The sequence below is a fragment of the Pseudoalteromonas sp. MM17-2 genome (genome assembly GCF_022347945.1).
GTDB classification, from domain to species: Bacteria; Pseudomonadota; Gammaproteobacteria; order Enterobacterales; family Alteromonadaceae; genus Pseudoalteromonas; species Pseudoalteromonas ruthenica.
Genome location: NZ_JAKRFV010000024.1, coordinates 41,668 through 63,914 on the forward strand (window position 1 = coordinate 41,668; position 22,247 = coordinate 63,914).

Here is a 22,247-nt window from a genome sequence, read left to right on the forward strand (position 1 = left end):
CGCTAAGATCAAAAAAAACCGCCTGAAGGCGGTTTTTTTAGTGCCGGGTTAGCCTAGCAATTCGGCTAACTGCTGGCTGACTGCTTCAACAGCTTGGGTACCATCGAGTTTATGGTATTGGGTGTTGCCAGCAGCCGCTTCTTTTTGATAATAATCAACTAACGGCTTAGTTTGCTCGTGATATATAGCAAGACGCTTGCGTACTGTCTCTTCAGTATCATCGTCACGGATGATCAAATCTTCACCGGTCACATCATCTTTGCCATCCACTTTAGGTGGATTGTAAACCACATGGTAAACACGACCAGAACCTGGGTGAACACGACGTCCGCCCATACGCTCAACAATCACTTCATCAGCCACATCGAACTCAATCACGTGATCGACATCGATGCCATTTTCTTTCATTGCATCGGCTTGAGGGATGGTACGTGGGAAACCATCTAGCAAGAAACCGTTTTCACAATCAGCCTTGGCGACACGCTCTTTTACAAGACCAATAATAATCTCGTCAGACACAAGTTGCCCGGCATCCATCACCTTTTTCGCTTCTAAGCCAAGCGGTGTGCCCTCTTTAATAGCTGCGCGCAACATATCGCCGGTAGAGATTTGCGGAATGTTGTATTTGTCCATTAAAAACTGAGCTTGCGTGCCTTTACCTGCACCGGGTGCGCCTAATAGGATGATGCGCATAATTGATTCCTCGTGTCTGAGTTGGGGTTACAAAATAAACTCAAATTTTTTCACATGGGCCGACGTTACTCAAGGGTAAAGAGATAAAACTTTGGTCCAATTTTCATATTCGTGTAATAACTGAACAAGCAGGTACAAAAAAGCCCAGCAATTGCTGGGCTTTCTCACGCTTTATGCGATTTATGCGATTTATGCGTCAGCATCACGCTGAGCTTTTAAACGCGCCAGACGGCCCACTTGGTGAGTAGACGTTAGGAACGAATAAATAGGCGCTAAGTAACCACGCTTGCGAAGCTCTAAGAAGGCTTCGTCGCTTAGCTCATTTAACTTTTTCTCATCAATTAGATAGATACCTGAGATATCTTTCTTTTCGCCTTTGATATCCACAGTCAGCGTTTGAGGTACCAATAGCTCTTTATCTGCAAGATACTGAGTGAAGGTTTCAGTCACGCCAGAGAATTCAATGAACGACACAAGTGCATCTTTACGACGCTTCAGATATTCAGTTTCTTCGCCATTTTCAAACAGCGCATTACCGTCTTCCTCGCCTACCAACGGGCTAGCTTCATCGATAACTACACCGTACTGCTCTTCTTCTGGGTGCTTAACAAGACCTAACGGGTAGCGAGTTACAGCTAATGGGGCAAAACCTGCTACCCACTTATCGCCATCTACAAATAGGTTTTCACCTGGTTCAAGTCCAAAAATCGCTACCGCTTGAAATTTGCCAGTTTCATTATTTTTAACGAATGCCATCGGAAATTCGTTAGCAACACGACCAAACTCGTGAGCAACTACAGGAACGAGGTGCTGAGTTTTCAAAAATTCTAGGTTAATGCCATTTTTGATTTTTGTGTTGGCATGTTTTTCGTTATGCAAAGGCTGCACTTGTTGCTCCGCCATATTACTGCTCCATTAATTTTACGTATTTGTTACTTAGCTAGTGGCACTAAGGCTAGCGGTTTTACTAGGAAAAAGGAAGTGAAAATTTTGTGGCAACGGAACATCGCATTTGACTCCAATTGATTTTGGCTAACATAATGCTGTCTAACCCGTTACAAGCTAAAACCAATGTATACACTGAATTTAGATTACCAAGCGAACGTCATTGCAATTCCTGCAACCAATGAAAGCGTGGTGGTCGTTGATGACTTCTTAGCTAACCCTGAACAAGTCATTCACTATGCCAAAACCACCGCATACTTTAACCCACCGGGAACAGACCGCTCTTTTTATCCAGGTAAACGCGACAAAATGCCTTTGCCTTATAAACGCGCGCTATCAGAATTACTCAATAGTCTGCGCGACAGAGGAGTGTTGCAACTTGATGGTAAAGTAGATATTTACAGAAACGAGTTATCTCTGACCACGGTGAAAGAGTCTCAACTTTCGCTCTTTCAAAAAGCTCCCCATATCGATAGCTTAGATAGTAAAGACTATGCAACCGTGCACTATTTATGCTCTGAGCAACATGGCGGCACCTCCTTTTACTGCTACCGGCCAACGGGAATGGCGCAGTTTAGTGATGACAACGCTGTCAAAAACATGCTTAAATCAATTCAGCATCATGCACATAGTTTTGATGGTTATATTCAGGGCGACTCTGACCTTTTCGAGCGAGTACTGAGTGTGCCGGCGAAATTCAATAGAATCATTATTTATCAAGGCAATATATTGCACAGCGCTGATTTAAAGGGACAACATAATCAGCAAGATGATATAGATAATGGTCGTCTGAGTGTCGCTTCCTTTTTCTACTTAGAATAAAAAATAAAGGAATAAGAATGAAAGATTTATCACGTGTTATTGTCGTTGGCGGCGGCACTTCTGGCTGGCTTAGCGCGGCCTACTTAGCCAGTAGTTTCAAGCGAACCGGACGGGATATTAAAGTCAGTATTATTGAGTCAGACACTATCCCCACAATTGGCGTTGGTGAAGGCACCTTCCCCACTATCGTCAATACCTTGTATGAGATTGGCCTCTCTGAAAAAGAGTTTATCACTGCGTGTGACGCCAGCTTTAAGCAAGGCGCTCTTTTTAAAAACTGGTTATATAACCCAAGCGATAAACCTCATGCCTATTACCACCCATTTGATCCCCCTGCCAAACCAAAAGGCCTTGATTTGAGCGCATATTGGGTGAGCCGAAAACACCAAGGCACGATGCAACAAGATTTTGCCCACGCGACGTCGGTGCAGTCATTCCTGTGCGACGAAAACCTCGCACCTAAGACACCTGAGACGGGAGAATATGCTTGGCTTGCCAAGTATGCATACCACCTCGATGCCGCAAAGCTGGGTCAGTTACTCAAAAAGCATGCAATGAACAAGTTACAGGTTGAGCATATTGTTGCAGATATTGAGCAAGTAGAGCTTGATGAGCAAGGTTTCATCGCGCACTTAGTTGATAAGCAGCAACGCCAGCATGACGCTGATTTTTTTGTCGACTGTACGGGCTTTTCCTCTTTGCTGTTAGCAAAAGCTCTAAACGTGCCCTTTGTTGATAAGAGCCACTACCTCACAGTCAATACCGCCGTTGTGTTACCTGTGGAATATGCCGATGCCGAGACCCCTATCACGACCCATACGGTGTCCACGGCGCAGGACGCCGGATGGATTTGGGATATTGCCTTACAAAATCGCCGAGGCACCGGTTATGTTTACAATTCACAATACTGCTCCAAAGAGCAGGCTGAGAAAACCTTGTGCGATTATCATGGTATTGCCCATGATAGTGAGAAGCGCTATCGTCATATCAGCTTCAAAACCGGTTACCGAGAAAAATCGTGGGCCAAGAACTGCTGTGCTATCGGTTTTTCCAGTGGCTTTGTCGAGCCTTTGGAAGCAACCGCTATAGCCATGGTTGAGGCGGGAGTGCGCTCTCTTGCCGCCCGTTTCCCTGCAACTCGAGAAGCAATGCTCGAGAGAGAAAAACAATACAATCGTATTTTCACATCCCGTTGGGACAACATTATCGATTTCATTAAGCTGCATTATTGTCTCACCAAGCGCGATGATACCCCTTTTTGGCGAGAGCAGAAAAACCCCGAGACCATTCCTGCCTCACTGCAGGAAAAGCTCAAGGCTTGGCAGCATTACGGTATCACCGATGGCGACTTACCCTACAAATACGACCTGTTTACTCTCGCTAGTTGGCAATACATTCTCTATGGATTAGAGTTTTTACCTGACTACGTTGAAAAAGCGCCAATCAACGAGGAGATCATCGACAAGGCATTTGCCTCAATCGCCGCACAAAAACGCAGTGCCGCAAGCAAGCTCTTGTCAAACAGAGCATTGCTCGAAGCGTTTGGTGCGTCGTGTAAAAGCTAAATTTTCTGCAGCCCATGTTGGGCTATATTGTTAAGCAAGGCTCGGTGCTTAGGCAGCTGCTTTAGCAGCTGCTCACCATAGCTTGTTAGCATAGTAATCAACTCTTTATGCTCAGCCTTGGCAACTAAATGAGCGCATGGCTTAAAATGCATACCATAGAGAATGTACAAGTAGTTCTCTAGCTCAAACACTTCATATTTAGAGTTAAAGTCAGACTTCTTAGGGACTTGGTATTGCCACAACGCAAGGCGTTCTTTGAGCACCACAGACATGCTGTCAGTTGACTTCATTGCCCGCCAGAACGCAGAGTCTTGACGATCTGAAAGATAATAGTGCAATTGGATAAAATCGACGACTCGGCGCCATGCATAATCGACAATTTCGTTATACTTCTTAGCGGCTAACGCTAGCGCATGATGCTGCACTGGCAAATTCTCGGCCAACAGCTTTGCACTAAAGTCAGTCAGCAGAATGGAGGTAGCCTCTAAAGGCTCAACAAAGCCTTGAGCAAGCCCTAAAGCCACACAATTCTTATGCCAAGCCCGCTCAGCGAACCCCGCTTTCATGTCAATTTCCCGTACTTTTAAGCCTGACAACGGCTGACCTAAATAGCGTTCAAATTTGGTATATGCCTGCTCTTTTGTTAAGTAGTCACTGGCATACACAAAGCCGGTCCCACGTCGTGTGGTCAGGGCAATGTCCCATATCCACCCGGCCTGATGTGCTGTGGCCAACGTGTAAGGTGGAATAGCATCATCTGCAGAGGTCGGGACTTGGGCCGTAATGGCTTTATCAATCGGCAGCTGATCACTTACATCCACTGATTTAACGCCCAAGGCTTGTCGATGCAAAATGCTCGAAAAGCCACTGCAATCAACAAAAAAATCGCCGCTGACTTGGCCACTATCGTCAGTTTGCAGCTCACTGATATGGCCTTCATCATTGCACTTTACCGCTGTTACGTTGGTTTTCAGTAACTTCACGTTGAACCGAGATGTGGCATTGTCCTTTAATAGTTGGGCAAACTTGAGCGCATTAAGGTGATAGGCATAACTGGCGTGGCCAGTGTATTGCGCTTGAGTTATCGCCTTAGGGCCGACACCCTGCTCACAGAGCATATGTTGAAACGAAACGGTTTCGGCGAATGAGGCGGTTGTTGTGTCACTGAGCCAAGTTTGCGTGACATCTTGATTATTTGGAAAGGGGTATTCGAACAAGTGATGATAATAGTTATGTTCACCATGGTGGTGTTTATCAAGCCAGTTTATGAACTTTATTGATTGTTTAAACGTCGCATCGCACTGGGTAATAAAGGTTTGCTCGGAAATACCAAAACTTTGTAAGGTACTGACCATCATCGGCACAGTGCCCTCACCGACGCCAATGGTTGGAATAGTAGGTGACTCAATTAAGCACACCTCAATATCGCTGCCTAATAGTCTCTTGCCAATGTGATTTGCAGCCAACCAGCCAGATGTACCACCACCGACAATAACGACTTTTCTCAATTTTTTCATTTTCAAACTGCCACTTGCCTAAACAAAAAACCCGAGCATGAGCTCGGGTTTTATCAACAATATCGCTTTAGAAGCGGAATTGTAAACCAACAGAGTAACGCGACTCACCCTGATAATTATACGCTGGGTATCCACGACTGAAGCGTGGGTTATCAGTGTCAGTCCAGTTTTGGTGGTTACCAACCTGGATGCTGTCTTCCTCTAGAAGGTTTGTAACATCGGCGATAATAGTGAAGTTCTCGTTGATATCGTAACTCGCACTTAAGTCCAATGTTCCAAAGTCTTCGTGTAGACGACTACCGTAGAAACCCGTTTCACGAATCATGTACTCTGAACGCCAAGTATAGGCTGCACGTAATGATAGTGCGTCGGTCTCATAAAACGCCACTGTATTCACTGTGTGCTCTGATGCATCAGAGAATACAGAGTTGCCATCTACGAAGTTCTCTGCATTGGCATCTGAATCAGAGTAAGTGTAGTTTACAACAGCCCCGAAACCGTTATCAAACGTATGCTGCAACTGGAACTCTGCACCATAAATGGTGCCACCGTCACCGTCTGTGTACGTTTCTACACGCCAGTTGTCGGTGTTTGTTCCTGGGTCAACGATACCAATACTTTGACCTGGTTGTTCTGTATTTGTGGTAAAGGTGTCAACGTCTTTCCAAAAGAAGCTACCTGCAATTAAGCTAGACGGTGCGTAGTAATACTCAACACCAACATCAGCTTGGTTCGCTTTAAATGGGCTCAGTGACGGAGTACCTTTGGTGACCGACTGGTTGTTATCGTCGTTGTCGTCATAACCTGCTAATGCAGCATTACTGAACATGTCATTGTAGTTTGGACGAGAAATAACGGTCGCAGCAGACACACGCAAGATCATGTCTTGAGAAAGGTCATAGGCTAAGTTAAAGCTAGGTAAAACCTCTGAATAGTCATGTTCTTCAGTTGTTAAAGCTGTCGAGTAACCATTGTTAAATGCATGCGTTGGGTCGACAAAACCAGGGGCTAAAGCATAGGCTTGCGAGCTTGCTTCAGTTGACACATAACGCAAACCGAAGTTACCACGGAAATTTTCACCTGAGTAATTCGCCATTACATAGGCAGCCACCGTCTCTTCATTTAGTGATGCATACCCTGAGCGTTCACGAGCCCAGCTTTCGATGAACTCTTGAGTATAAGCAATCATCTCAGCGCCATCACCATTAGGGATAGAGATATCGCTCATGCCAGCATCAATTCGGCCATCGGTGAAACGGTCAGCATCAACGATTTCGGCCTCTGCGGCACCATCAAAGTTCAAGTTAGGACGGTTCTTGTCACGAACAACATCGTGATCGGACCAACGTAAACCGGTTTTAATTGACGTGATGTATTCAAAGTCTGTTTCGAACTCAACATCTACCTGTGCATACGTTTCTTCATCCGTACGCGGCTCATTAACGATCGCGCCCGGCTGTAAACCTTCCCAGCCAACGTATTCGCCAGCCGCAGGCAATGGATAAGATTGATCTTCGGTATCAAAAATCCAATTCGTGCCCGTGCCATCAAGTGTGCCTACCGAGCCGCCTAGGCCCGAAATATAAGCAACGTTGGTTTCAAAATTGGTACCACCCGTGGCTTCTGATGTACCCACTTGAACTTCAACCGTGAAGCCATCGCCTAAGAACTTCATGTCTGCGGCAATCAGTTCAGTTTCCATTGTTGCGTTACGTGGACGCACGTCCCAATAGCTGTTTGCACCTAAACCTGTGTCGTCAAACCACTGTTGCGATGAAGTACAACGCTCTGGCACACCATCGGCATTCAGCGCTTCACAGTTAGACGTATCTTGTGGGATCCATACCTGGTTATTTACGCCATCAGCGCCCAACTCAAGATTCATATAGTGCACGCCGAACTCAAGTGCATCAGTTGGTGCGTATTGAAGCTGGATATCATAGGCTGTGCGCTCACGCTCCTGCACAAAAGCAGTTGGCGCAATACGACCACCCCAAATGGGTAACGCCTCATCACCGCGACGTTCCAGTGTATAGTCCGATTGTGCAACAGAAATTAATGCACCAAAATTCTCAGCTTCGTTTTTCCAACTGACTAACCCAGAAACGGTTGGATCAATTTCATCTGACTGGCTAGAACCCGAACCTTTGACGCTACCGAAAATAGTCATTGGCTCTAAATCTAGAGGCTTGCGGGTATTTACGATTACAGTACCGCCGACACCACCTTCTAACAGGTCTGCTTGCGATGACTTGTATACTTCCATATCAGCGATCATTTCTGGTGGAAGCATAGAGTAGTTGAAGGTACGGTCAATGGCTTGTTGTGAATACCAACCTGTAGAGGCTACATTCTGACCATTTAGCGTGGTTAATGTCAGCGAGTTTGACGCACCACGAATAGAGACGGCTGAACCTTCACCAAACTGACGAGAAACAGTAACACCAGGTACACGACCTAGAGCCTCGGCAAGGTTATTATCAGGAAATTCACCAATGTCTTCTGCTGACACCGCGTCTACCACGGCATTAGCAAAGCGTTTGGTATTCATTGACGCTTCTAATGAGCGGCGGATACCGCGCACTTCAATTACTTCAACATCTTCTTTTGCTTGAGTTTGTGCATCAGCCGCTACTGCTGCGCCGGAAAAACCAGCACCCATAGCAAGGCCGATATTCACTGCTAATAAGCTTTTTTTAAAATTTTTAGCTAACACAGGATTCCCCTTGAATCATTTTGTTGATTTTTTTATCACTTCTGCCCAGTGATGATGACAACGCTGTCATCTACTAACAAACCATACACCCTAAATTACAATTTCGCTACATCTTTTTGGCTTTTTTGTTTAAAAAAACCGCGAGTTAATATTTAACTCTATGATTTAGTGAACATTTAATAGAGGTGAATTTAGCTCTGCTAGTGTGAAATCGAGATGAATATAACACAAATGTGACAACAAAAGTAAAGCCTAATTGACAACTTGGTTTCTGATTAAGGTAAATAAGAGGGCAGCTTTGATTCTACTTACCGCTAAGTGAGCGACTAAGTACCTGTAAAAGTAAGAATAATTTTAAAATGCTTAAAGCATCCCCTGTTCTACTCCCATTTGGATAACTTTAACAACAACTATTCTCATAGCACTATTTTTATACAAAAGATAATAGTTGAGCGGCGCTTTAATACAGAGCATCGGGCAGAAGCGTTTGTATCTTTTCAAGGGTCACAATTAATTATCAATAACAATGACAGCGCTGTCATTGTTATTCTATGCAAATATTCTGCTGCCGTCTAGTGCCCATTGCAATTAAATCTATATTTGCTTACAAAAACTTGGAGGTACGATTTTGCAGCCATTGATTTGCGCCTTCTAGCAGGATACCAAAAGCTAAACTGTCAGCCATTTAGCTTACATCCCTAAAAAACAAAAGCGCGGCTATTGCCGCGCTTTTGCTATTCATTATTGATAGTCATACGGTTAAGGAGCCCAATACACCTCGAGCTCAATATCGGGATGCTGCAATATTGCTCGCAGTGGCATCTCTGCAACATCTCCTTGCTGCTTAGCCGCTTTATAAGTTGCAAGCTTCTGCTCACCACTGATAAGTAACTTCACGACCTTTGATTGGGCAATAGCATGCACCGTTAATGTCATTCGCTCGGTAATCGCTCCTGTCACCTCACTTTCAATCGCATTAATAGCACATACCAGTTGCTCTGCTTGAAGCCCAATTTCTAAACCCTGCGCGTGCGGGAAAAGAGACGCAGTATGGCCATCCGGTCCCATGCCCAAAATGGTTACATCATAAGGGCGGTGCACTTGCTGATAGTGCTGCTCACATGCATCAACGCCTTGCTCAGCAGTCGGGGCTGCGTTTTTCATGGTGATAAAGTTAGCCCGCGCAGCCTTATTTTGCAGCAAGGTATTGTTGATGAAAGTCTCGTTACTTTTCTCATGGCTGGCATCAACCCAGCGCTCATCAACCATAGCAACATCCACTTTGTGCCAATCAATATCAAGGTTTGATAGGTGCTTATAGGCCGGAGCCGGCGATGAGCCGCCAGATACCATCAGCGCTGCACGGCTATTCTCAGCGAGACCTTGGGTTAAGCGCTGCTCTAGTGACTCTGCCAAACTGGCGGTCATCTGCTCTTTGGAATCAAAGAAGTGTTCTGTAATATTCGCCATTACGCGCCCTCCCCAGTATTAAACCAACGGTGGTTATTTGTTGCTAAAAGCTCATCTGCATCATCTGGGCCCCATGAGCCAGCTCGGTATAGGGACGGGATCCCTTTTTCCTGCCAACGTTCGATAATAGGATCAATCCATTTCCATGCTTGACGCACTTCGTCACGATGAATAAATAGCGCTGGGTTATTGGCCGCCGCATCCAACATTAAGCGCTTATAGGCATCTGAATGGAAACCCTTTGAGTAGGTTTCTGAAAGCTCGATATTTAACGTAACAGGCTCTAGTTGCATTTCTAGATTGTCTAAACGCTTAGACATCAGCGTAAGTTGGATGCTTTCCTCTGGTTGCAGGCGGATCACCAGGCGATTAGGCTGGATAGGACCGACATCTTGCTCATACACATTGTGCGAGACCGGCTTGTATTCAACAACAATCTCCGCACAACGCTTATGCATACGTTTGCCTGTGCGCAAATAAAATGGCACGCCAGCCCAACGCCAGTTATCGATATGCGCTTTGATAGCGACAAAGGTTTCTGTCGCGCTTGAGCCTTCACCCAGTTCTTCTAAATACCCCGGTACGAGTTTACCGTCGAGATCGCCTGGTACATATTGGCCACGTACGATATTTTCATCGACTTGCTCACCCACTAACGGCCTTAACGCCTCAAGCACTTTTAATTTTTCAGTGCGAATGGAGTTCGCATTGAGCTTATGCGGCGACTCCATCGCCACCAAGCAAAGTAATTGTAACAAGTGGTTCTGCACCATATCACGCAGCGCGCCGGCTTTATCATAGAAGCCCGCGCGGCTTTCAAGGCCCACCGTTTCCGAGATGCTAATTTGAATATTATCAATCGACTTGGCATCCCATAAATTCTCAAACAAAGAGTTAGAGAAGCGCAACGCCATCAGGTTTTGAACCGTCTCTTTGCCTAAATAGTGGTCAATACGGAAAATCTGCTCTTCACTGAAGAATTGTGCAATTTTCGCGTTGATCTCTTCTGCTGACTTACCACAGTAGCCGATGGGCTTTTCAACCACCACACGTGAGGTATCAGTAATCAACTCTTTAGCAGAGAGAATTTCACAGCAGGTGCCATACACTGCTGGCGGCAATGATAAGTAGAATACACATGATTTATCTGCTTCGTGCTCATCTAAAATCGTTTTTAGCTCATCCCAATGACTGTCAGCCTCGGTCACATTGACAACGACTGGTACAAGGAACTCAGCGAACGCCTTCCAATCTTTGGCATTGTACTCACCTTTGGCCAAGTACTCTTTCATTGCTTTGTGCGCGGTATCAATATATTCGTCACGTTTATCTGCGCCACGAACAGTGGGGAGGATGCGTGTCCCTTGTGGTAGGTTCCCTTCCTGATAAGCGCGATACATCGCCGGAAGCAATTTGCGCAAGGCCAAATCGCCACCGCCGCCAAAAATGATAATATCAAAAGGATTTAGCATGATTTACTCTCTACCTGTTTGGTGCCCATTTCGTGTGGATGCAGATTCACACCCTAGGGGCTGCTCTCATCGGCTATCTATCGAGCCAATAATACTTGTTATTATGAGGACAGTATAACCTTTCGCGGCTCTATCCTGTGACAGTTTTCACACTCACATCGATGAATACGAAGTCAGCGGCCAAATCCACCTAAATGAAAATGGCAAAGCTCCGACACAGTTTTCGTGTTATCGGAGCTTTAGAATAAATGAGTCTTAGGGTAACTATACGTCCTCTCACAAACATACAGGCCCTAAAGACTCCAGCGCTACCCGTTCAAAGGTATTCTTTTGTGCTGGTCCGTAAAGGAAATAGAGTCTTAGAGGGTCAGTAAAACCACACTGCCCCTCTAAGCCCTCCAGCGCTACTCGGCTGTGCTGCCTAGGCAGCAAATTCTGTTTATCGTTTACTTTGATAATAATTCATTAATCCGGCTGTTGAACTATCGTGATCGCCGACTTGGCCATCGCTCAGCTCAGCTTCAATGCTTTTCGCCAATCCTTTGCCCAATTCCACACCCCACTGATCAAAAGAGCAAATTTCAAGGATGATACCTTGGACAAAAATTTTGTGTTCATACAACGCAATGAGGCGGCCAAGTCCTCTCGCATCCACGTTGTCTAACAGTATCGAAGAAGTAGGACGATTGCCTTGATGTACTTTGTGAGCAACCAATTGGTCAATTTCCTCGGAGCTGATCCCTTTTGCTGTGAGCTCATCGCGGATTTGCTCAGCACTGACACCATTCATCATGGCTTCGGTTTGCGCAAAAAAGTTCGACATCAATACGCGATGATGCTCACCCACTTCCACTTGCGGCTTAATCGAGCCAATAAAATCTGCCGGAACGATGGTGGTGCCTTGGTGTAAATATTGATAAAACGCGTGCTGACCATTTATTCCCGTCATGCCCCAAATAAGCGGGACTGTGGTGTAATTAACGCGAGAACCGGAAAAATTAACTGACTTACCGTTACTTTCCATTTCCCCCTGCTGTAAATAGGCGGGGAGCATATGCAATGCTTGGTCATAGGGTAAAATAGCTTGCGCCTTATGGTCTAAGAAAGTGGTATTCCAGACACTTAATAGCCCCATCAGCACCGGGATGTTGTTCGCCATTGGCTGGTTTTTGAAGTGTTGGTCAATTTCAAATGCCCCTTCAAGCAACTCTATAAAGGCATCGAAACCTAAATATAAAGCGATAGGTAAACCAATTGCGCTCCACATTGAAAATCGACCACCGACCCAATCCCACATGGTAAATACATTCTCAGGCGCGATGCCAAATGCAGAGGTTTTCTCTAAATTGGTGCTCACAGCAACGAAGTGCTTAGCAATTGCACCCGCTTCGCTCGTAGCATCTTGTAACCATTGCACCGCTGTTTGGGCGTTGGTCATAGTTTCAGAGGTGGTAAAAGTCTTTGAGGAAATAACGAACAGTGTGGTTTCAGGGTCAACCGCATCCAGTACTTTCGCAATTTGTACACCATCGGCGTTGGAAACATAATGTACGTCTAGGGTGTCATCGGCAAAGCTTGCGAGAGCCTCAGTGGCCATTTGTGGACCCAGGTTTGAGCCACCCACGCCTATACTCACAACATGGCGAATAGCCTTGCCGCTAAATCCGAGCCACTCACCTGAGCGCACTTTGGCAACAAAAGCGCGCATTTTCTCCAATTCAGTCTCGACTTGCTCGCTCACATTTTCGCCATCAACGATAATCGCCGATTGGTCACGCTTGCGCAGCGCGCTATGCAAAACGGCGCGCTGTTCGGTAAAATTAATTTTTTCACCCGCGAACATCTTGTCGCGCCACTGCGCTAATTCACAGTCCTCAGCTAAACGAAGTAAATCGTCCTTCACCGGCTGGTTAATTAGCTGCTTAGAATAATCGAATAAAATGCCAGGAGCCTGAACGGAGAAAGTGTTGAAACGCGCACCATCGTTTGCAAAAAGCGTTTTCAAATGGGTGTTTTGTAATTCCTGAGCGCGCTTTTCTAGGCTCTGCCAGCTCGCTAGTTGTGAACGACTTGCTACCATTTTATACTTCCTTTAAGTCCTTGCTTATGGGGCTATTGTTACTATCATTAGCGCTAGGTAAAAATACGAAAGGCTCGCTGTGAAAAAGTGAATTGTCAGCGAGGATACTTTTTTACCTGCAAATATACGAAATTCAACCTAACGGCGTTAACATTAAGTTAAAATGACAACGCTGTCAATCTGCTAATTTGCGATTTTAGTGGAGGGATCATAGCGCATAATTTCGTCTTTGACACCGGTATCATGAGGAAAATTTAAAATTTTCTCTGCTATTTGCATTTAACTTTAGATACACTCATGGAGAAGCATGGCTATGTATGCGTTTTAAGCGATGTAAATGCTCTACAGCAACGCCAAAGCGATTTTATCGGCAAGGAAATAATAGAGCACGCTTAAGCAAAACAGGTCCACCGCGATAGTGACCTCTGTGTCTGCTACTCTTAATGACAACACCTGTGTGCCAACACAGACATAATAAGAAAAGAACATGAAAGTAACGATAAATGATGTCGCGAAACTAGCTGGTGTATCAATGAAAACGGTTTCGCGAGTAATAAATAACGAGCCGTCCGTGCGCAAGAAAACGCACGATATCGTTATGGCCGCTGTAAACGAATTAAACTACCAACCTAACCTAGCTGCCCGCAACCTTGCAGGAACATCCTCTTATGCCATTGGCCTAGTGTATGATAACCCCAACGCCTATTATGTAATTGATATGCAAAACGGGGTATTGTCTCACTGTCGAAAGGAGGGTTATGAGTTGGTCATTCACCCTTGCAGTTATGCCGATAGCACTATGCAAGAAGAACTAAAAACCATGATCAAGCGCTCGCGTATCGCAGGCCTAGTGTTAACCCCACCCCTTTCAGAACAGCAAGCATTGATTGATATGCTCGATGAGATGGGTATGCATTATGTACGCATTCTCTCTGGCCGTGGTGATAGCGAACAGACTAGCCCGTGTATATATGTAAATGACTACGCTGCTGCTTACGAAATTACGTCTCACTTGATAAGTTTAGGACACCGTAACATCGCTTTCATTTGTGGTGATCAGGGGCACAAATCAACCACCGAACGACTCGCTGGTTATGAGCAAGCCTTGCAAGATCATAGTATTAAGGTACGTGAAGAGCTAATTTATCGCGGCGATTACTCATTTGAATCTGGCGTCAATGGTGCTAAAGCACTGCTTAAAGAAGGGAACCGTTTGGATATCAGTGCGGTGATGGGTGGTAACGATGAAATTGCAGCAGGCGCACTCTTTGCAGCACGCCTTATGGATATGGCTATTCCCGATGAGTTATCGATCACGGGGTTTGAAGACTCGCCCTTCTCCAAACAAACTTGGCCAAAGCTGACCACCGCGCATCAGGATAACGATGTTATCTCTCAGCACGCCGCACGCTTGCTTTTTAGTAAGACTCGGGGAGCCCGTAATCAAGATAAAGAAATTATTCGCACTTTCACCCCCTCATTAGTGATGCGCGATAGCTCAGGCCCATTGAGCTAGGTAAACGCCTTAAAAGCGGTGCTCGTCACCGCTGTATTGTTCGTATAAGCCCTTACAACTGTTGTGAAATGACCGAGAAATAAGGATAATACGCGGGTTCTTTTCAGTTTTTTGGGTAGCTATGACGGAATATCTCTTACTGCTCGTCAGTACCGTGTTGGTAAACAATTTCGTGCTCGTACAGTTTCTTGGCCTATGCCCCTTTATGGGCGTATCAAGTAAGCTGGACACCGCCGTGGGCATGTCTATGGCCACCACCTTTGTATTGACGCTGGCCTCCGTCACCAGCTACCTGGTCAATCAATATATTTTGCTGCCTTTAGAGCTCACCTTTTTGCGTACTATGAGTTTCATCTTGGTGATCGCCGTGGTGGTGCAGTTTACCGAAATGGTGGTGCAGAAGACTTCGCCGACGCTCTATCGCTTGTTAGGTATCTTTTTGCCGTTAATTACCACTAACTGCGCCGTACTCGGCGTTGCCCTGTTAAATATCAAAGAGCAGCATAGTTTTGTTGAATCTGCCGTATATGGCTTTGGTGCTGCCGTTGGTTTTTCTCTGGTACTGGTTTTATTCGCCGCCATGCGTGAGCGTTTGGCCGGTGCCGATGTACCCGTGCCATTCAAAGGTGCAGCAATCGCTATGGTAACGGCGGGACTTATGTCGATGGCCTTTATGGGCTTCAGCGGATTGGTAACGTTTTAATATGACCTTATTTTATGCCTTAATCGCCCTGGGTGTACTGGCCCTTATTTTTGGCGTGATCCTCGGTTTTGCTGCTGTGCGCTACCGAGTTGAAAGCGATCCTGTGGTAGAGCAAATTGATGCCATTTTGCCACAAACTCAATGTGGTCAATGCGGCTACCCTGGCTGTCGCCCTTATGCCGAAGCCATTGCCAACGGTGATGATGTCAATAAATGCCCGCCAGGGGGTGAAGCAACTGTTAAGAAGCTAGCCGACTTAATGGGGGTAGAAGCGAAGCCACTCGCCGGTGGCGAGGAAGCAGAGCCAGAGAAAAAAGTTGCCTACATTCGCGAAGACGAATGCATTGGCTGCACTAAGTGTATCCAAGCATGCCCGGTCGACGCCATTGTTGGGGCAACACGACAAATGCATACCGTACTCAAAGATGAGTGCACTGGCTGTGATTTGTGTGTTGAGCCCTGTCCGGTGGATTGCATTGATATGATCCCTCTAGCGCAAAGTAAACAAACGTGGAAATGGCAGCTCGATGCCATCCCCGTGACTCAGATAGATTAAGAGGTGTAGTGTGGACTCTTTATTATCACGTATTCGTCGCGGTGAGTTATGGCAAAGCCCTGGTGGCATTCATCCGCCTACCCATAAACATAAAACGAACTCGCTCCCTATTCACAGCTTGCCTTTGCCCGAAAAACTGGTGCTGCCAATCAAACAGCACATTGGTGCTGAGGGGCAGTTATTAGTAAGCGCAGGTGAGCAGGTATTAAAAGGCCAGGCTCTCACTCGCCCCAATGCTAATTGGTCAGTGCCCGTGCATGCACCAACCTCGGGTCGTATAGTAGATATCACGCCTATGCCCTCGGCGCACCCTTCAGCCATTCCTGAGCTGAGTATTATTATTGAACCTGATGGCCAAGAGACTTGGTGTGAGCTTGTGCCTCACCCTAATTATCAGCAGCTTAGTGCCGAGCGACTAGTTGATATCATTCATTATGCTGGTATTTCTGGCATGGGCGGTGCTGGTTTTCCGACCTATGTTAAAACCGCAAGCAAACAGCCAATCGATATTTTGATTGTTAATGGCGCCGAATGTGAACCTTATATCAGCGCCGATGATGTGCTTATGCAAGCGCACAGTGAAGAAATCGTGCGCGGTATCCATATCATCCAGCACTTACTAGGCCCTGAGTTGACTATCATTGGTATTGAAGATGATAAGCCGAAGGCCATCGAGGCGATGACTCAGGCCTGCGCCAACTACGACAATATTATCGTCCGAGCGATTGAAACCAAATATCCTTCGGGCGGCGAAAAGCAGCTTATTCAGATACTCACTTCCAAAGAGGTCCCTGCTGGCGGGATCCCCGCCGATATCGGTGTGCTGGTACAAAATGTGGGCACCTTATATGCCATTCAACAGGCTGTAGAACTCGGAAAGCCACTGATCGAACGCATTGTCACCCTTGCAGGCGAAACCCTTGAGCAACAAGGTAACGTCTGGGCTTTACTGGGAACGGAAATAAAGCATTTATTAGCTTTCCAAGGTTTTAATCCTGAGCCAATGCAGCGCGTGATTATGGGTGGGCCAATGATGGGCTTTACCTTGCCCAGTGTGCGCATACCTGTAGTCAAAACCACCAACTGTATATTAGCTCCCAGTAACCAAGAAATGCCGGCGCCCGGTGATGAGCGCGCTTGCATTCGCTGCAGTGCCTGCGCAGATGCCTGCCCTGCTAGCTTATTACCCCAGCAGTTGCAATGGTTTGCCAAAACCAAAGAGTACCAAAAACTCGAAGAACATAAGTTATTCGATTGTATTGAGTGCGGTGCTTGCGCCTACGTATGCCCAAGTGAAATTCCGCTGGTACAGTATTACAGAGTCGCAAAAGCTGAAATTCGCGAACAACAAATAGAGCAAGTAAAAGCTGAGCGTGCACGCGAACGCTTCGAAGCGAGAAAAGCACGCTTAGAGCGCGAGCAAGAAGAGCGCCGCAACCGCCACAAACGGCCCAGCCGAAGCGCTGCTAAAAGCAGTGAAAGTAAGGAAAAAGTGGCTGAAGCCCTGGCTCGCGTGAAAGCAAAGAAAACAGAGCCAGGTGATAACAAGGCAAAAGTCGCCGAAGCCATTGCCCGCGCCAAAGCCAAAAAAGCGCAAGGTGAAGCCCCTGAGCCAGATAACTCAGAGGTTGCTCAAGCTCGTGCGCAAAGAAAAGAGCAGGCTCGTGCATACAAGGCACAAAAACAACAGCCTGAGCAAGCGCCAAGCGCAACAGCGGATGACAAAAAAGCCGCTGTTGCCGCTGCTGTTGCTCGTGCTAAGGCGAAAAAAGCCCAGCAAGGTGAACAAAGTGATAGCCAGCCCACAGCCGCAGAAGATAAAAAGGCTGCCGTAGCCGCTGCCATTGCTCGCGCCAAAGCGAAAAAGGCGGCGAAAGCCGATGCATCTACGCAGCAGCCCGATGCCGTCGCTGACAGTGCCGAAAGCGAGACCGGGGCACCCTCCCCTGAGGATAACAAAAAAGCCGCTGTGGCCGCCGCAATAGCTCGCGCCAAAGCGAAAAAGGCGGCGAAAGCCGATGCATCTACGCAGCAGCCCGATGCCGTCGCTGACAGTGCCGAAAGCGAGATTGAGGCATCCTCTGCTGAGGATAACAAAAAAGCCGCTGTGGCCGCTGCCATTGCTCGCGCCAAAGCGAAAAAAGCGGCAAAAGCCGATGCACCTACTCAGCAGCCCGACGAGGCAGCTGAAAATGTCGAAAGCGAGACCAAGGCATCCTCTGCTGAGGATAAGAAAAAAGCCGCTGTGGCCGCCGCAATAGCTCGCGCCAAAGCGAAAAAAGCGGCGAAAGCGAATGCACCTACGCAGCAGCCCGATGCTGCTGCTGAAAGTGCCGAAGGCGAAGATAGTGGCGTTCCCTCCTCCCCTGAGGATAAGAAAAAAGCCGCTGTAGCCGCCGCAATAGCTCGAGCCAAAGCCAAGAAAGCCGCCCGAGAAGCCGATAAAAACGATGATGAGGAGTCATCATGAAGCTCAATATGATGAGTTCACCTTATAAGCACAGCCATAAATCAGTGACACTGTTAATGCTATTGGTGGCGCTCGCGGCGCTTCCAGGCATTGCCACACAGTGGTATTTTTTCGGCGCAGGTGTGGTGGTGCAATTAGTTTTAGCCTTAGTGTGCGTGAGTGTATTCGAAGCCGCTATGCTGGCGATTCGCGGGCGTAAAGTTTGGCCAACCTTGCAAGATGGCAGCGCTTGGCTCACGGGACTTCTGCTGGCTATCAGTATTCCTCCCCTCGCCCCGTGGTGGGTTATTGTCATTGGCTGTTTTTTTGCCATTGTCTTTGTTAAGCAGCTCTATGGCGGGCTGGGCTTTAATTTATTTAATCCGGCCATGGCAGGCTATGTGCTATTGCTTGTTTCCTTCCCGGTGCAAATGACCTTATGGGTGCCGCCAAGCGAGCTTATGCAGCACACGCTAAGTTTTAGCGATGAGCTGTCACTCATCTTCACACACTATACCGAAGCCGGCTTTAGCCTCGAACAGATCCGTGTCGGTGTTGATGGCGTTACCATGGCCACGCCACTGGACACCCTACGCACCGATATTAGCCATGGCCTAACTGTAGCCGAGAGCATGGAAAAACCTGTGTTTGACGAGTACGCTGGGATCGCTTGGCAATGGGTCAACATGGCCTATCTCGTTGGCGGTGTACTACTGCTACAACAACGCGTAATCAATTGGCACATTCCGGTGGCGATGCTCAGTGCCTTAGCCGTGTGTGCAAGCATCGGCTATATCTTTGACTCGGGCAACCAACCTGGGCTGGCATTTCATATGTTAAGCGGAGCCACTATGCTCGGTGCGTTTTTCATCGCCACCGACCCGGTTTCGGCATCAACCACGAATCGCGGCCGGTTAATTTATGGCGCTGCCATAGGCGTTATTGTGTATCTTATTCGTAGCTTTGGCGGTTACCCCGATGCCGTCGCCTTTGCGGTGTTACTGATGAATATGGCAGTGCCGCTCATAGATCATTACACCCAGCCTCGTACTTATGGTCACGGAGCAAAATCATGATTATTTCTTCGATGGCGAAAAATGGTGGGATTTTAGCTGCATTCGCACTTATTACTACAGGTGCTGTGACCTTAGTGCAGCAATACACCGCGCCCAAAATTGCGATCCAAGAGAAAAAGCAGTTACAAGGCTTGTTACAACAAGTGTTGCCGACATCGCAATATGACAACGACCTTTATTTAGACTGCACCACCGTCAATACCCCGCAGTTAGGCCCCCGTGAGGGCTACACAGTGTATCGTGCTCGCAGGCAAGGCAAGGTCATCGCCTTAGTGCTACAAAGTACCGCCGCCAATGGCTACAGTGGTAATATAGATATGATCAGTGCCGTTTACCCTGATGGCACCGTCAGTGGAGTGCGAGTTACTAAACACAACGAAACCCCAGGGCTCGGCGATAAAGTAGAAACTAAACGCAGTGATTGGATTTACTCGTTTGCCAATAGGCAAGTGCAAGGCGCAGACGATGAGCGTTGGGCAGTGAAAAAAGATGGCGGCATGTTTGATCAGTTCACCGGCGCAACCATTACTCCTCGCGCAGTGGTGACAACAGTGAAAAGCACCGTTTTATATGCACAAAAACACTTTGACACGCTCGCAACAGCAGACAATCATTGCTTAGCTGAGGAGCAATCATGAGCCAATATAAAACCTTATTTAAAGAAGGTGTATGGGGCAACAACCCAGCGCTAGTGCAATTGCTTGGCCTGTGTCCGTTGCTGGCAGTCAGCAGCACAGTCACTAACGCATTGGGACTGGGAATAGCGACATTACTGGTATTAGTGGGCTCTAATGTAACGGTCTCCCTGGTGCGCCAATGGGTGCCTAAAGATATCCGCATTCCCGTGTTTGTGATGATCATCGCCGCGTTTGTAACCATTATCCAATTGCTGATGAACGCTTTTACCTTTGGTTTATATCAGTCGTTAGGCATTTTCATCCCTCTGATAGTCACTAACTGTGCCATTATCGGCCGCGCAGAAGCGTTTGCTTCTAAAAACAATGCGTTGTTGAGTGCATGGGATGGGCTGATGATGGGCCTAGGCTTTGCCATGATCCTAGTGCTATTGGGTGCTATGCGTGAACTCATTGGTCAAGGTACCTTATTCGATGGCGCCGACTTACTGCTGGGGCCATGGGCACAAAGCCTGCGTCTAGACATTATTCACTTTGATAACCAATTCTTGCTGGCGATCTTACCTCCGGGAGCATTTATTGGTTTAGGCTTGCTGATTGCAGCTAAAAACTTAATTGACGCGCAGCTTAAAGCCAAACACGCGCCTAGCGCTGAGGAAGTAAAAGGTCCAAGGGCACGCGTGACCAGTTTAGATTAGGCTCGTTTTAACGACATACAATCAAGGGGCAACAATGAACAAAGATAAGCGCCGACTCATCCTTGAGCGGTTGCGCGAAGCCAATCCGCACCCAGAAACCGAGCTGGAATATAGCTCTCCTTTTGAGCTCTTAGTGGCAGTAACCTTATCTGCACAGGCCACCGATGTCGGGGTGAACAAGGCGACCAGAAAACTTTTTCCGCGTGCCAATACGCCGCAAGCTATCTTGGATATCGGTCTTGAGGCACTGCGTGAGAGTATCAAAACCATCGGCTTATATAATTCCAAAGCCAATAATGTGTACAAAATGTGCGAGATTTTGGTGTCACAACATGGGGGGGAAGTCCCTGAAAACCGTGAGGCCTTAGAAGCGTTACCCGGCGTTGGTCGCAAAACTGCAAATGTCGTGCTTAATACCGCCTTTGGCTGGCCAACCATTGCCGTTGACACCCACATTTTCCGTGTCTCTAACCGTACCAAGTTTGCTATGGGTAAAGATGTGGTCGCGGTGGAGCAAAAGCTAGAAAAAGTCGTGCCGAAAGAGTTCAAGGTAGATGTACACCACTGGCTTATTCTCCATGGCCGCTATACCTGCGTGGCACGTAAACCGCGCTGTGGCAGCTGTATTATCGAAGACTTATGTGAATTTAAAGACAAGACTGAGGTAGCATAAATGCGTTTATTACACACCATGTTGCGTGTTGGCAACTTAGAGCGCTCAATCGAGTTTTATACCCATGTGCTGGGTATGAAAGAGCTACGCCGTGCCGACAACGAGCAATACCGCTACACCCTCGCCTTCGTCGGTTATGGTGAGGAAAAAGACACTACCGTGTTAGAGCTTACTTATAACTGGGATGAAGATAGCTACGATCACGGTAATGCTTATGGCCACATCGCCATCGAATACGATGACATATACAAAGCGTGTGAAGACATTCGTGCCGCCGGTGGCGTAGTAAGCCGCGAACCGGGTCCGGTAAAAGGAGGCACTACAGAAATAGCCTTCGTTAAAGACCCAGATGGCTATGCAATTGAACTGATCCAGAAAAAGGCTGATAACAGCTTTTAAGCTACGCTCCTGAGTCAAGGTTGTCCCTTGGCTCCTATCCTTTTCCAATAAACCACGCTTTAATGCGCATTTCTGTGGCAAGAAAAAAAATAACGGGAATTTTTATAAGCGATGGATATTAATAGCTATGAAGAGATGGTGTTTTTCAAGTTAGTACTTGAAGAAAGTGGCGTCCCCTAGGGGATTCGAACCCCTGTTACCGCCGTGAAAGGGCGGTGTCCTAGGCCTCTAGACGAAGGGGACGCAGAATTGGTTCAGCAAA

General features: G+C 47.0%; 18 protein-coding genes and 1 tRNA gene. 11 read left to right on the plus strand and 8 right to left on the minus strand.

Translation table 11 applies throughout. The features are described 5' to 3' along the window. Window positions 1-48: 48 nt before the first annotated feature. Complete coding sequence (gene adk / locus MHM93_RS16785) at window positions 49-693, minus strand: adenylate kinase (protein WP_022946156.1); 645 nt, start codon at window positions 691-693, stop codon at window positions 49-51. A gap of 189 nt (window positions 694-882) precedes the next feature. Then, a complete protein-coding gene (locus MHM93_RS16790) occupies window positions 883-1,596 on the minus strand; it encodes a SapC family protein (protein ID WP_053911505.1) in 714 nt (237 codons plus the stop codon). A gap of 168 nt (window positions 1,597-1,764) precedes the next feature. On the opposite strand from MHM93_RS16790, the gene MHM93_RS16795 reads away from it, so the two are divergent. Continuing rightward, window positions 1,765-2,460, plus strand: coding sequence for a DUF6445 family protein (locus tag MHM93_RS16795; protein ID WP_239449923.1), 696 nt, complete (start codon window positions 1,765-1,767; stop codon window positions 2,458-2,460). Window positions 2,461-2,477: 17 nt separating this feature from the next. Beyond that, complete coding sequence (locus MHM93_RS16800) at window positions 2,478-4,025, plus strand: tryptophan halogenase family protein (protein ID WP_239449924.1); 1,548 nt, start codon at window positions 2,478-2,480, stop codon at window positions 4,023-4,025. Here MHM93_RS16800 and MHM93_RS16805 read toward each other — a convergent pair. From MHM93_RS16805 to pgi, 5 genes are all read right to left on the minus strand, one after another. Further along, window positions 4,022-5,542 carry a tryptophan halogenase family protein gene (locus MHM93_RS16805; RefSeq protein WP_239449925.1) on the minus strand — a complete coding sequence of 507 codons (1,521 nt, stop codon included), beginning with the start codon at window positions 5,540-5,542 and terminating at the stop codon, window positions 4,022-4,024. The genes MHM93_RS16800 and MHM93_RS16805 overlap by 4 nt on opposite strands. A 67-nt stretch (window positions 5,543-5,609) precedes the next feature. Further along, complete coding sequence (locus MHM93_RS16810) at window positions 5,610-8,258, minus strand: TonB-dependent receptor (RefSeq protein ID WP_053911501.1); 2,649 nt, start codon at window positions 8,256-8,258, stop codon at window positions 5,610-5,612. 759 nt (window positions 8,259-9,017) lie between these two features. After that, on the minus strand, window positions 9,018-9,728 hold the full coding sequence (gene pgl, locus MHM93_RS16815; protein WP_239449926.1) for a 6-phosphogluconolactonase: 711 nt from the start codon (window positions 9,726-9,728) through the stop codon (window positions 9,018-9,020). Next, on the minus strand, window positions 9,728-11,200 hold the full coding sequence (gene zwf / locus MHM93_RS16820) for a glucose-6-phosphate dehydrogenase (protein WP_239449927.1): 1,473 nt from the start codon (window positions 11,198-11,200) through the stop codon (window positions 9,728-9,730). Before zwf ends, pgl begins: the two co-directional genes overlap by 1 nt. A 439-nt stretch (window positions 11,201-11,639) precedes the next feature. Next, window positions 11,640-13,280, minus strand: coding sequence for a glucose-6-phosphate isomerase (gene pgi, locus MHM93_RS16825; RefSeq protein WP_239449928.1), 1,641 nt, complete (start codon window positions 13,278-13,280; stop codon window positions 11,640-11,642). A gap of 487 nt (window positions 13,281-13,767) precedes the next feature. Between pgi and MHM93_RS16830 the strand changes: the two genes are divergently transcribed. The 9 genes from MHM93_RS16830 (at window position 13,768) to gloA (ending at window position 21,985) form a co-directional block, all read left to right on the plus strand. Beyond that, window positions 13,768-14,796 (plus strand): LacI family DNA-binding transcriptional regulator, encoded by a 1,029-nt coding sequence (locus MHM93_RS16830; protein ID WP_022946148.1) that lies wholly within the window; start codon window positions 13,768-13,770, stop codon window positions 14,794-14,796. 121 nt (window positions 14,797-14,917) lie between these two features. Next, a complete protein-coding gene (rsxA, locus tag MHM93_RS16835; RefSeq protein WP_022946147.1) occupies window positions 14,918-15,499 on the plus strand; it encodes an electron transport complex subunit RsxA in 582 nt (193 codons plus the stop codon). 1 nt (window position 15,500) lies between these two features. Then, on the plus strand, window positions 15,501-16,055 hold the full coding sequence (rsxB, locus tag MHM93_RS16840; protein ID WP_022946146.1) for an electron transport complex subunit RsxB: 555 nt from the start codon (window positions 15,501-15,503) through the stop codon (window positions 16,053-16,055). A 10-nt stretch (window positions 16,056-16,065) separates the two neighbouring features. Then, entirely contained in the window at window positions 16,066-18,525 is a 2,460-nt protein-coding gene (gene rsxC / locus MHM93_RS16845; protein ID WP_239449929.1) for an electron transport complex subunit RsxC, read from the plus strand. Next, on the plus strand, window positions 18,522-19,580 hold the full coding sequence (gene rsxD / locus MHM93_RS16850) for an electron transport complex subunit RsxD (RefSeq protein ID WP_239449930.1): 1,059 nt from the start codon (window positions 18,522-18,524) through the stop codon (window positions 19,578-19,580). Before rsxC ends, rsxD begins: the two co-directional genes overlap by 4 nt. Next, window positions 19,577-20,218, plus strand: a complete 642-nt coding sequence (gene rsxG, locus MHM93_RS16855; RefSeq protein ID WP_239449931.1) for an electron transport complex subunit RsxG — start codon at window positions 19,577-19,579, stop codon at window positions 20,216-20,218. The genes rsxD and rsxG overlap by 4 nt, the downstream gene beginning before the upstream one ends. Further along, window positions 20,215-20,913 (plus strand): electron transport complex subunit E, encoded by a 699-nt coding sequence (locus tag MHM93_RS16860; RefSeq protein WP_022944718.1) that lies wholly within the window; start codon window positions 20,215-20,217, stop codon window positions 20,911-20,913. Before rsxG ends, MHM93_RS16860 begins: the two co-directional genes overlap by 4 nt. A gap of 34 nt (window positions 20,914-20,947) precedes the next feature. Continuing rightward, window positions 20,948-21,586 carry an endonuclease III gene (nth, locus tag MHM93_RS16865; RefSeq protein WP_022944717.1) on the plus strand — a complete coding sequence of 213 codons (639 nt, stop codon included), beginning with the start codon at window positions 20,948-20,950 and terminating at the stop codon, window positions 21,584-21,586. Next, window positions 21,587-21,985 (plus strand): lactoylglutathione lyase, encoded by a 399-nt coding sequence (gloA, locus tag MHM93_RS16870; RefSeq protein WP_239449932.1) that lies wholly within the window; start codon window positions 21,587-21,589, stop codon window positions 21,983-21,985. Window positions 21,986-22,152: 167 nt separating this feature from the next. Here the strand turns inward: gloA and MHM93_RS16875 are convergent. Continuing rightward, window positions 22,153-22,228 (minus strand) — tRNA-Glu (locus MHM93_RS16875). Window positions 22,229-22,247 lie beyond the last annotated feature (19 nt).